Source organism: Microcoleus sp. Pol11C3, from assembly GCF_036701485.1.
Lineage (GTDB): Bacteria > Cyanobacteriota > Cyanobacteriia > Cyanobacteriales > Microcoleaceae > Microcoleus.
The window spans coordinates 1-12,053 of sequence record NZ_JAUBQW010000025.1; the positions used below are offsets into that span (position 1 = coordinate 1).

General features: G+C 46.2%; 11 protein-coding genes. 3 read left to right on the top strand and 8 right to left on the bottom strand.

Annotation, left to right across the window (positions count from 1 at the left end; genetic code table 11):
- Together QUA40_RS08695 and QUA40_RS08700 are read left to right on the top strand one after the other, a co-directional pair.
- Positions 1–197, top strand: a 197-nt coding sequence (locus QUA40_RS08695; RefSeq protein WP_333124048.1) for a hypothetical protein, incomplete at its 5' end; no start/stop codon positions are given.
- A 72-nt stretch (positions 198–269) separates the two neighbouring features.
- Positions 270–617, top strand: coding sequence for a hypothetical protein (locus QUA40_RS08700; RefSeq protein ID WP_333124050.1), 348 nt, complete (start codon positions 270–272; stop codon positions 615–617).
- Between the two features lie 20 nt (positions 618–637).
- Here the strand turns inward: QUA40_RS08700 and QUA40_RS08705 are convergent, their stop codons facing one another.
- From QUA40_RS08705 to QUA40_RS08735, 7 genes are all read right to left on the bottom strand, one after another.
- Complete coding sequence (locus QUA40_RS08705) at positions 638–1,246, bottom strand: heme-copper oxidase subunit III (RefSeq protein WP_333124052.1); 609 nt, start codon at positions 1,244–1,246, stop codon at positions 638–640.
- Positions 1,247–1,388: 142 nt separating this feature from the next.
- Positions 1,389–3,062: a cytochrome c oxidase subunit I gene (gene ctaD / locus QUA40_RS08710; RefSeq protein ID WP_333124055.1), complete on the bottom strand. Its 1,674-nt coding sequence runs from the start codon at positions 3,060–3,062 to the stop codon at positions 1,389–1,391.
- A 58-nt stretch (positions 3,063–3,120) separates the two neighbouring features.
- On the bottom strand, positions 3,121–4,038 hold the full coding sequence (locus tag QUA40_RS08715; protein WP_333124059.1) for a cytochrome c oxidase subunit II: 918 nt from the start codon (positions 4,036–4,038) through the stop codon (positions 3,121–3,123).
- Positions 4,039–4,184: 146 nt separating this feature from the next.
- The gene (locus tag QUA40_RS08720) at positions 4,185–4,802 is read right to left on the bottom strand and encodes a DUF2231 domain-containing protein (RefSeq protein ID WP_333124062.1); all 618 of its coding nucleotides are present in this window, start codon (positions 4,800–4,802) and stop codon (positions 4,185–4,187) included.
- Positions 4,799–5,293 carry a DUF2231 domain-containing protein gene (locus QUA40_RS08725; RefSeq protein ID WP_333124065.1) on the bottom strand — a complete coding sequence of 165 codons (495 nt, stop codon included), beginning with the start codon at positions 5,291–5,293 and terminating at the stop codon, positions 4,799–4,801. The genes QUA40_RS08720 and QUA40_RS08725 overlap by 4 nt, the downstream gene beginning before the upstream one ends.
- Positions 5,294–5,539: 246 nt before the next feature.
- Entirely contained in the window at positions 5,540–8,170 is a 2,631-nt protein-coding gene (locus QUA40_RS08730) for an MGH1-like glycoside hydrolase domain-containing protein (RefSeq protein WP_333124068.1), read from the bottom strand.
- A gap of 39 nt (positions 8,171–8,209) precedes the next feature.
- Positions 8,210–9,022 (bottom strand): SDR family oxidoreductase, encoded by an 813-nt coding sequence (locus QUA40_RS08735; RefSeq protein ID WP_333124070.1) that lies wholly within the window; start codon positions 9,020–9,022, stop codon positions 8,210–8,212.
- Between the two features lie 377 nt (positions 9,023–9,399).
- On the opposite strand from QUA40_RS08735, the gene QUA40_RS08740 reads away from it, so the two are divergent.
- Entirely contained in the window at positions 9,400–10,761 is a 1,362-nt protein-coding gene (locus QUA40_RS08740; RefSeq protein ID WP_333124073.1) for an NAD(P)/FAD-dependent oxidoreductase, read from the top strand.
- A gap of 292 nt (positions 10,762–11,053) precedes the next feature.
- Here the strand turns inward: QUA40_RS08740 and QUA40_RS08745 are convergent, their stop codons facing one another.
- Positions 11,054–12,010 carry a VOC family protein gene (locus QUA40_RS08745; RefSeq protein WP_333124075.1) on the bottom strand — a complete coding sequence of 319 codons (957 nt, stop codon included), beginning with the start codon at positions 12,008–12,010 and terminating at the stop codon, positions 11,054–11,056.
- Between the last annotated feature and the right edge of the window lie 43 nt (positions 12,011–12,053).

A 12,053-nucleotide genomic window follows, 5' to 3' on the forward strand; every position in this document is an offset into this window, starting at 1 on the left:
CTCTATTTTCAGCGCGGCTTCTTGGCTCTATCCTTTATGCAGCAAGCATTATAGGTACGTTGTCACCCGCTAAGGCTTTGAAGGCGAGTAACGAAAACAACTTAGTTTTGTTTGGTTTAGCCGTCGGCATTACTGCCCTGTTGGTGGGATTGGAGCGCTTTACTCTGTGGGTGTTAGCTCGCCATAGCACATCTTAGTATCGCTGTTGGTGCAAACCTGACCCATGATTTCCAAAATCTAAAGTTCCAAGTTTTAAGGAGGTTACGACGATGAATGACAAGCAGCAATCTGAATCTGACGACAAACATCTCAACGATCCTCAAAAGAATCCCGATAATCATCCGATCGCTACAGGATTGGGCGCAGTCGGCGGCGGTGTTGCCGGTGCCGCCATTGGTGGTTCTGTGGGCGGAAAGTTTGGTGCTGCAATTGGTAGCATCGCAGGGGCGATCGCGGGGGGGATTGCCGGCAATGCGGTGGCTGATGTTGCTTCAGAGGCGATCGCCGAAATTCAGCCTGCGATCGGGTTAGGTTTTGGCGCTAATGCTCAGCCAGTTGAATTGCCCAAACATTACACTTGGGAAGAATTACAAGCACTATCAAAACCGCAAGGGTAGGGTTTGGACAAAAAATAGAACTACCACAGATAAACCAGCGAGAACAAAACAATCCAAATCACATCAACAAAGTGCCAAAACAAAGAAGCTGCACTCACGCCGAAGTGACCGGCATTGTAATTGCCCGGAAGGAAAGAACGGACAAGCATAATTAGCTGCAAGATAATCCCGACAAAAACGTGCAAACCGTGAAACCCCGTCAGCAGATAAAATGTCGCGCCGAACAACCCTGTAGTCAGCCCAAAAGATAGGTGGTTCCACTCGATCGCCTGATTAACTAAAAAATAAGTTCCCATCAAGGATGCCGTCAGCCACAGCAAGCGAAATAAACCCAGTTTCCGGCGATCGAGGGCCCGTTCGGCAAAGTAAATGACAAAACTGCTAGAAACCAGTACCGCCGTGCTAATCGCAGGTTTAAGCACCTCTAATTTCGGGACCCCAGGAGGGAGCCAGTTAGGAGTTGTCTGCCGCAAGATGATGTAAGCGGCGAAAAAACTGAGGAAGACCATACTCTCGGAAAGCAAGAATGCGGTAAAGCCAAACATCCCCTTTTTGTGATCTTGAGAATTTTGGTTGCTTCCTTGGGGCGAAGAGTGGGGCGATCGCCCTGAATGCGTAGGATTTGCCATAAGTAAAGAAAGAATAAGTCATCAGTCATTGGTCATCAGTCATCAGCCAGAAAATACCTCTAGCATTCAATCGATGTCAATTCTTGAAATTATCTGCGTTAATCTGTGTTTATCTGCCTGACATCAGCGGTTGAAATTGCAGCTATTCTTGAGTAGAAGCCTGGGTAATCGGATCGGGAGAATCGACATAGTGGTATGGCGGCAAAGTCACAATCGGAATCTGGGCAAAATTCTCAACAGGCGGCGGCGAAGAAACAGTCCACTCCAACCCCGTAGCGTGCCAAGGATTGTCAGTTGCTTTCGGGCCCTGCAGCGCGGAAACCACCATATTGACGATAAAAGGCAGCGTCGATACCCCCAGCAGAAATCCCCCCAAACTGGCAATGACGTTCAACCCTTGGTATTGCGGATCGTAGGAAGCAACCCGGCGCACCATCCCTTGCAAGCCCAACGGGTGCATCGGAAAGAAAGTCAGATTAGCCCCGATAAAAGTCAGCCAGAAGTGGATTTTGCCCCAGCCCTCGGCGTACATCCGCCCAGTCATCTTGGGAAACCAGTAGTAAATTGCTCCAAAAATCGCAATTGTGATGGTGTTGAAAACAATGTAGTGGAAGTGGCCGACTATAAAATAAGTATTATTTACGTGCAGATTAAAAGGCACGGCCCCCAGCATAACGCCGGTGATGCCGCCGAACAGAAACATGACTACGCCACCCAAGGCAAACAGCATCGGCGTTTCCAGGTGCAGCTTTCCGCCCCAAACGGTAGCAGTCCAAGCGAATACCTTAACGCCAGTCGGCACGGCGACTAACATGGTGGAGAACATGAACAGCATTCGCATCCAGCCGGGAGTGCCGCTGGCGAACATATGGTGTACCCAAACGAAGATGCTGAGTAGAGAAATTGCAAAGGATGCAACCGCTACGGATTTATAGCCAAACAAAGGGTTGCGGGAAAAAGCCGGCAAAATCTCCGAGAAAATACCGAAGGCTGGCAGCGCCATTACGTAAACTGCGGGGTGCGAGTAAAACCAGAATAAGTGCTGGTAGAGAATCGGGCTGCCTTCGTTAAAAGGATCGAAAAAGGTTGTCCCCAGGGCTAAATCGAACAACATCAGCACCGCAGCCGCAGTCAGGGCTGGCAGGCAAAAAAGTTGCAGCAACTGGGCGCTCAAAACCGTCCACACAAAGATTGGCATTCGGAACCAAGTCATGCCGGGTGCTCGCATTCTGACGATCGTCGTTACGAAGTTAATTCCCCCCATAATCGACGAGATGCCTAGCAGCGCCACACTCACCAGCCAGATAAATTGGCCGTTGATTAAATCGCCCGACGGGTTCTGGATGCTAACCGGCGGATAAGACCACCAGCCGGCCTGGGCGGTGCCGCTGGGTAGCAAGAAGCTGGAAATCAGCAGGATGCCTGCGAAGGGAATTATCCAGAAGGAGATGGCATTGAGGAGGGGAAACGCCATGTCCCGCGCCCCGATCATCAGCGGTATCAGGTAGTTGCCTAGACCCACCATGCAGGGGAAAACCCACAGGAAGATCATTATTGTCCCGTGCATGGTGAATAAGCCATTGTACAGCGGGCGATCGACTAGATTTAATGCTGGAGAGATCAGTTCGGCGCGTATAATCATCGAGAATAAACCCGCGATCAGGAAGAAGGTAAAAGCAGTAATTAGGTATTGAATGCCGATAACTTTGTGATCTGTACTAAATCTGAGGTAGCGCCCCCAAGCAATCGGATTTTCAGTGCGATCCCTTTCAGAATTATTACCGTCGGCTATGTTTTCAATCGAGTTATTTGTCATTTTTCAGTTGCTTAGTTATTAATCAAGAGCAAATTCTTTTTTTTGCCGAATGCTTCGATCAGTTGGGATGATTCACCACAGGAGGCGGAGCCGGCTTCACAGTGGGCCAGAAGCTACCTCTGGTTTTCTGCACTTGCTTTGTGTGTTCGGAAACCGCCCGATTGCTTGCAGCAGTTGGCGATTGTGTCGCAGCTTTGGTCAGCCAGCGATCGTAAGCTTCGGGGGATTCAACGTACACATCCGCATCCATCAGGGCAAAGTAAGTGCCGCTGAATTGAGAATCTCTCAACCGATATTTGCCTTCTCGGATCGGCGCAAACACAAAATTAATACTGCGGTTGGGAATGATATCTTGCTTGATGCGGAATTCAGGAACGTAGAAACCGTGAATAACATCCAGTGATTGCAATGTCAGCCGCACGTTTTGATTAACTGGCAGGTGCAATTCTGTACTGGTAACATTCTGGCGCGGATAGCGGAAAGACCAAGACCACTGTTTAGCAATTACCTCAATTTCTTCATCAATAGGTTTGGAATTGTTGTTATTTTCCGTAGGTTTGTTGGCGGCATAAACAGGTTCTTCGAGAGGCAGGTGCAAGTGTGCGATCGGCGTCAAACCTTGGATGTTGATTTGCTGATAAATGATGTAGCTCTGAGTGGCGATCCAAGATACTAACATTACCGGAATAACTACCCAAAGAAGCTCGATTTTCCAATTTCCCCTCGCAGGATGACCGTGGCTGAAGTCTCCTTTCGGTGCCCGGGAAGTGAGGAGAGAATAGAGGATAATGGCAGCAATTCCCACAAAAATAAACGCTCCGATCGATACCAAGAAGCTAAACAGATTGTCAACTTGTTTGGCTTCTGCTGTTCCCTGACTGGGCATCCAAGAATAGGCCTGTTGTCCCACCCAGTGGCTGGCTATCATATCCACTGCGATCGCGATCGCCAATAGCAAGGCCTTAAAAACTTTCATCAGAAAAATGGGTAGAAACCCCGTCCTTTTAGGACGGCTTTACATTTGTCTTTTAGAGCTGTTGGGGTTAAGATGCGTAACTGCCACCGTCTTTTCGGTGAAAAGCCTTACAGTATTTGTGACGAATACCTTATTTATTTACCTATTTACTTGAGCGCAGAACTAGGATTCCCCCCCTGTCGGAGCAAACCCCCAGCGGTATTGTGAATCCCAAACTGAGCTCCCATGTGTGCTCCCAGCGTCCCGTGAACGAATAGTAAACCCAGCATGACAACGCCTGCTAGCAAATAGCTCCACTGTACTTGCCTGGTAGCTTCTTTGCGCCAGCGGTAACGCTGAAATCCCCTCCACACTGTCATGGCAACGATCGCCCCCAACAGCAAAACTCCGCCCAAACCGTGCAAGACCATCGTCGGCGCAGCACCCAATCCCCACGCACTCTTGACATTCGCAGGGGGATCGGCGAGCATAATCTCGAAAAATCCCGCTGCTACAGTAAAAAATGTGACGATCGCACTTGCCACCAAATTGTACCAGCCCACATCATAAAAGCTCGATCGGAGCGCAGGGACAGCCAAAAATTTCAAAATCGGTCTTTCTAAGGGAAAAAGGTTTCCTGCTATATCAAACAAGATGGCAATTATAAACAAACCAAGGGTAAAATGCACCAAATTCGGATGAATTGGCGCTTCGTAGGGCAACCTATTTGCACCTAGCTTGAACCCCAACTGATCGACAAGTTGCTGCACAAGTTGCGAGTTCATTGCAAAATCCCTCTTTTCGTCGCTTCAACGATCGGCTCTACGTGCAACCCGTAAACCCAAACCAGTCGAGTTCCCAGATATGTTTGAAATAAAACCAAGCAGCTCAAAAACGTTGCCGCACCCAGATAAGCAGGCGATACTTTCAAGGGATCGCGCCTGCGAATTACGAAGCGCCAACCCGCAATCGCGGCAAGGATTGCCGCCAGCGACCAGCCAGTAATTGTGTGCAAATTCAGTACCGGCTTAGCCACTTCATAAGGTTGCGCCAAACCAGCTTCAAACTGACCGAAAATGACGGCTAGAAAGATGGAAATTGCAGCGACAAACAAATTCCAAAAACTCACCTCAAACAAGCGGTGATTGCGGGTAAAATAGCCAGTAACGTCGCAGAAAAATGAGAAAAAAACCATCGCAATTACAAAGTGGACAAGAATCGGATGGATCGGATCGGGGTAAGGTAGATTTTCGCTATTGAGAGGTAGAGCCGGCATTGCTTTCTCCTTACGGCATCAAGGCGTTACGGTTACTTTATATAGCAACGGTCAAATTAAGTTGGTGTTGCTAATAACTATTTGCTTAAAATTGCCCAATTTATATCTATCTAAAGATTGATATAGTGGGTCTAAATCATTCATGCAATTGTAGTGGGAGCATTTTGTTCGCTAGCGAGCAAGATGCTCACACTACGATTCACACAACTCATTTAGAGGTGCTATATAAACAAAATTTTATCAGTTTCATGGCTTTTCACTAACTTGCTGAATCAGTTTCGCTACCAGTGCAGTCCATCCCGTCTGGTGCGACGCGCCCAATCCTGCACCGTTGTCGCCGTGAAAGTATTCGTGAAACAAAATCAGATCGTGCCAGTGAGGATCGTTTTGAAACTTTTCCAAACCGCCATAAACAGGTCTTTTACCATCTTTACCTCTGATAAAAATGCTATTTAGCCGCTGCTCTAATTGCAAGGCAACTTCCCATAAATTCAGCATAACTCCAGAGCTAGTAGGAAATTCTACTTTGAAGTCATCACCGAAATAATGGTAATATTTTTGCAACGATTCAATTAATAAGAAATTTAACGGAAACCAAATCGGGCCGCGCCAGTTTGAGTTGCCACCAAATTGCTCAGTCGTAGACTCAGCAGGCTCGTAGTCTACCTGATATTCCGTGCCATCCCACTCAAAAATAAATGGATGTTCTAAGTGATAGCGAGAGAGGGAACGGATGCCGTAGGGCGATAGAAATTCATTTTCATCAAGCAGCCTTTTGAGGACGCGCTGCAATCCTTCGGGGGTGGTAATTGAAAGCAGCCTGCGCTCACCGACTCCTTTAATTTCCATACTAGCAATATTCTTGGCCAGTTCCGGGCGATTCTTCAAAAACCAATCGATTTGCTCTTGGAATCCGGGGACAGTTTCTAATAAGTCAGCTTCCAGAGTATCGACAGCAAATAGCAGTGTCATCCCCACCATTGATCGGACTTTTAGCAAGGAACATTCACCGTTAGGCAGAGACAGAGCATCGTAGTAAAACCCATCTTCATCGTCCCACAAACCGATTTTTTGGGAACCGACATGGTTAACAGCATCAGCTATGTGAACGAAGTGTTCAAAAAATTTGAGCGCCATGTCCGAGTAAACTCGATCTTCGCGGGCAAGTTCTAAGGCAATGGCTAACATATTCAGCGCAAACATTCCCATCCAGGCAGTGCCGTCTGCTTGTTCCAAAGAACCACCAGTTGGCAAGGGTTTGCTGCGGTCAAATACCCCAATATTATCTAAGCCTAAAAAGCCGCCTTGAAACAAATTTGCACCTTGAGGATCTTTACGATTTACCCACCATATAAAATTGAGCAGCATTCTGTGAAACATCCGTTCGAGGAAGTCACGATCGCCTTTACCTACTCGCTTTTGTTCAATTTTATAAACTCGCCAGGCCGCCCAAGCTTGCACGGGTGGGTTGACATCTCCAAACGCCCACTCATAGGCTGGAATTTGACCGTTTGGGTGCATATACCACTCGCGAGTTAGCAGGAGCAATTGGCGCTTGGCAAAGTCAGCATCGATTAAGGCGATCGGTAGGCAGTGAAATGCCAAATCCCAGGCTGCAAACCAAGGATATTCCCATTTATCTGGCATGGAAATGACTTCTTCTGCATAGAAGTTTCGCCAGTCAGCATTGCGACCATTTAAACGCTCATCTGGTGGTATTGGTTCTCCTGGATCGCCTCGCAACCAAGTGTGAACATCGTAGCAATAAAACTGTTTAGTCCACAACAATCCCGCAAAGGCTTGACGCTGTACGTTGCGGACATCTTCATCAAGATTGGGAGTTAGCGATTCGTAAAATTCATCGGCTTCTTTTTGCCTTTGAATGAAGGTGTCTGCAAACTCTTGGCTAAAAGGAGTATCGGTGTAAGAATCAGTAAATCTGAGTTGAATAACTGCGGTTTCTCCTGCCTCAATTTCTAGGTGATAGCGGGCGGCAGCTTTAGTACCAAGTTGAGCGGGATTGACAGCTTCTTGGCGATTGTGAACGATAAATTCGTGGAAAGCATCTTTAACATAAAGCGAGGTATTCTCAACACCGTACAGGCGCTGTAGGTTGGTTTCATTTTCAGTAAATAACAGGGGAGGATTGTCTTGACAAAATAGCCAGCGATCGCCATATTTTTGATGGTGAGCTTTAATAATTCCATCGGCTGTTTGAGAAACCTGGGCTTGTTTTTCGCTACCAGTCCATGACCAAGTATTGCGAAACCATAAAGTCGGCAATAAGTCAAGGGTTGCTGTTTCCGAACCCCGGTTAGTGGCGCTGATGCGAATGCAAATATCTTCTGGGGATGCTTTGGCGTATTCAGCAACGATATCGAAGTAGCGATCGCCCTCAAAAATTCCTGTATCCATCAACTCAAATTCTGGTTGAAATTTGTCGCGCCTAGCATTTTCCTCAACCAACAAAGTATAGGGATATGCTTGCTGCGGATATTTGTACAGCCAGCGCATATAAGAATGAGTTGGCGTATTGTCTAAATAGAAGTAGTATTCTTTGACATCTTCTCCGTGATTTCCTTGACTGTTCGTAAGCCCAAAAAAACGCTCTTTCAAAATCGGATCTTTGCCGTTCCACAGTGCTAGGGCGAAACAAATTTGACCGTGCCGATCGCAAAATCCCCCTAACCCATCTTCACCCCAGCGGTAGGCGCGCGATCGGGCCGCATCGTGAGGGAAATACTCCCAAGCCGTACCGTTGGGCGAATAATCTTCGCGGACAGTTCCCCACTGGCGATCGCTTAAATAAGAGCCCCAGCGGTTCCAGTGGGCTTTCATTTCAGCATTTTCTTGAATTCGTTTCTGTTCAGCATCCATTTAACTGATCCCACAAAATTTCAGATTCCAGAATCTCGATTAGCCACCTGTGGCAAAGCCTGGATACAATGTCATCCCGCCATCCACAAACAACGTCGCACCGTTGACATAATCCGAGTCATCAGAAGCCAGCCAAACAGCAGTTTTAGCGATATCTTCCACTTCCCCAACTCGACCGTAAGGAATCAGTTTTAATAACTTTGCTTCGGCTTCTGATGTATCCCATGCTGATTTATTGATGGGGGTTTTGATTGCCCCTGGCGCAATACTATTAACTCGAATTCTGTGGGGTGCGAGTTCTTGGGCAATACTCCGCATCATCATATTAATACCGCCTTTACTAGCAGCATAATTGACGTGACCCGCCCAAGGAATTACCTCATGTACTGAGCTCATGCAAATAATTTTGCCAGCAGCCGATGAAATATGGGGTTGTACGCCCCGCCGCATAAATTCTTTGGCAGCTTCGCGAGCGCACAAAAACTGTCCGGTTAGGTTGATTCCAATGACCAGGTTCCAGTGGTCGAGTGTCATGTCTACCAAGGGCGAATCTTTTTGTAGACCTGCGTTATTAACCAGGATGTCGATCGTACCAAATTCCTCGATCGCCTGACCGAACATAGCCTTAACTTCGTCTTCTTTGCTGACATCGGCACCAAGAGCGATCGCTTCTGTACCCGCAGCTTTAATGTCAGCCACAATTTTCTGCGCTTCTTCAGCTTCCGAGTGGTAATTGACTGCAACAGATGCACCTGCTGAAGCTAGAGAACGGGCGATCGCTTCGCCGATACCAGAACTTGCGCCCGTTACGAGAGCTTTTTGGCCTTTCAGAAGGTGAGGGGAAAAGCTCATAATTTTTTCTCCGTCATTTTTTTTATTTATTGGACACTTATAGAGATTTTACTTGTCAAATTGATAACAATATTGTGTCAAAGTTGTGACAAGAAAGCTATTAAAGTAGCTTTCTTTAGTTCAAACTCTTACTGAGTATAGCGTCTAGTCATTTTGACGAAAAAGATATTTCTATCTTAAGAAAGAGATTTTTTAAAACATCTCTTTCTTAAGATAGATACTTTTGAATAATCATTACCTCTAACTTGAGGTTAGTTATTGTGGAATTGCATTTTTGTATAATTAAGGGGTAAATAATAATAGTCTTTGGGATAGGAAAGTACAAAGAAAACAAGTTTATTACGTCAATAGTTTTATCAAGCTTAACGAACAGTATTATGAACAACCCAATCTATCAAACTGTGATTGTAGGTGGCGGCTTTGCTGGGCTATTTACAGCTTTGCACTTGAGCCACCAACACTATCCCCGCTCTGTAATTTTGATAGAAAAAGAGGATCGCTTTTGCTTTAAGCCGTTACTTTATGAATATTTTAGCGGCGAGATGGGTGCAGAAGAAGTTTGGCCGCGCTATGATGAATTGCTAAAAGGTAGCGGTGTTATCTTTGTGAAAGATGCCGTTCAATCCATTGATTTGCACGAGCGGGAAGTGAAAGTAACATCGGGAGCTTGTTACAATTACAGCAATTTAGTTTTGGCTTTAGGCAGCGTTACAGGATATTTTGGTATAGAGGGAGCTCAAGAGAATGCTTTTCCTTTCCGTACCGGAGAAGATGCGATCGCCATAGACAAACACCTGCGCGATTGCTTCCAACAAGCTCTTCAGATTGAAGATGCAGAAAAGCGGCGCAAATTCCTGACTGTCACCGTAGTAGGTGCTGGAGCTTCGGGTGTGGAAATGGCAGGTACATTAGGCGATTTACTGCCTAATTGGTATGCTGCTATGGGTGGCAATGCAGAGGAAGTGCGGGTCGTTTTACTCAATCACGGCGAGCAAATTCTTGACAACGATATTAATAGTCACCTGCGCGAAATTGCGAAAAATGCTTTGCAAAAACGCACTGTACCCGTAGAATTTATTATGGAGGCAAAAGCTACTGCTATTCGCCCCAACGAAGTTGAATATCAGCGCCACGAAAAAACTGAAATCTTACCTACATCTACAGTTATTTGGACGACAGGAACTAACATTAACTCGCTGATTAAAGGTTTAGCAATTTCTGAGGAAAGCCGAGACAAACACGGCAACCCTTTAGTACACCCTACACTACAACTGCTGGAGTTTCCAGAAGTTTTTGCCGGGGGAGATTGTGCGACAGTGCAAGGCAATTCTTTACCTGCCACCGCTCAAGTTGCTTATCAGCAGGGAGCTGCAATTGCTCACAATTTGAATGCTCTGGCTTTAGGAAATGAGCTAAAACCTGCGGAAGTTAACCTGCGAGGAACGCTGTTAAAACTTGGGATAGAAGAAAGTGCTGCTAACATTTACGATACTTTTCAAGTTACCGGAGAGGTCGGTCATTTAATCCGCCAAGGTAGTTACTTAGAGTTATTGCCCACTCCTGTTCATAATTTTAAAGTAACGGCCGAATGGTTGAAAGATGAAATTTTTCAGCAACACTTGCACCCGATTAACACTGCGGAGGTGATTAAATGGGTCGGCGGTGCGGTAGTAGGCGTTGTTGTCGCTCGAAAATTGATGCAAATGTTAGGAGACAGAAAAGATGACGCGGATACTTAAAGGCTAAAATAACACAAGATTTTGAAATGGCTTAGTTTGTTAGCTCGCAATACTGTTCAGTTAAGCCATATCCCCCCTAACCCCCCTTAAAAAAGGGGGGGACAAGAGAGTTCTTAAAGTTCCCGCAACGATTCGGGGGATGCGAGGGGGATTTATGGGGTATAAACAGTGTGAACTGAACGGTATTGTGTTAGATCCTGTCGGCCGTCATGACTACAATTAATTAAATAGGTTCGTAGTGAGGACTTTAGTCCTCATAAACATCAAAGGACTAAAGTCCTCACTACAAACGTTATGGGGATGTCAGTAAGATTGCGTGTCCGTCAGGATCTTTGACGAGGCAACTTTGGCGGAAAAAACTGGAATTATCTGCAAATTGCACGAGCTGCGGCGAGATAAACTCAACTTTATTTTGCCGCAAGCTTTCCAATAGTGGATCGAGATCGTTAACAATTAGTTCGACTTGCATATGAGCAATATCGCAACTTTTCCAATCCCTCGGTATGGGGCGGCCTTTTGGAGTAACTAAATAGTCTAATAGCTCAATTCCTAAACCGCCTTGAATCGGCCGCAGTGCGGTGATTTTGACTTTAGCTTCTGGCAAATTATCGAGGCGAACTTGGGTTTCGCCTTGGTTGAGGCTGCCTCCATCAACTTGCATTCCCAGTAAGTCGCGGTAAAAGTGGAGACTTTGCTCGGTGTTGCTAAGAGCGATCGCGCTGTGATCGATTCCTAAAAACAAGCGATCACCCTTTTGATGCCACTTTTCTTGTCCTTTGTCGGGAGGAAACCAAATTAGCTCTAAATTGTGGCCGTCAATGTCTTTAAATTTAAAAGCTCGCACGCCAGCAGCTTCTTTATTTTCGGGCGGTATTGTCTGCGGTTCCGTGGAGATGGGGTCAATGGAAAAAGAGCACAGGTGTGCATAGGCGCGATCGATGTCACTCACCACAATTGCCAGATGTTGAAACCATAAATCATTACTTTGCGAATCTTTTGGGATGGGTTTTCCCTCAACGTTAAGATACTCCATCAGCTCAATCAGTTCATTTCCAAGCTGCAAAGTAACAATGCGGATTTTTGCCCCATCAACGCCTTCGAGATCGCTGTAATTTTGCCCTTCAACCGTAATATCCGAAACAGGTTCAAACGAGAGGGCTTTCGTATAGAAATCCTGGGAGCGATCGGCATCTGTCACAGTCAATCCAATGGCTCGGATTTTTTGCACTTGTATAGGAGGCTTATTCATAAACTTTGTAGTGCTTTATCTAAATTATAGGCAGCCCCGATCG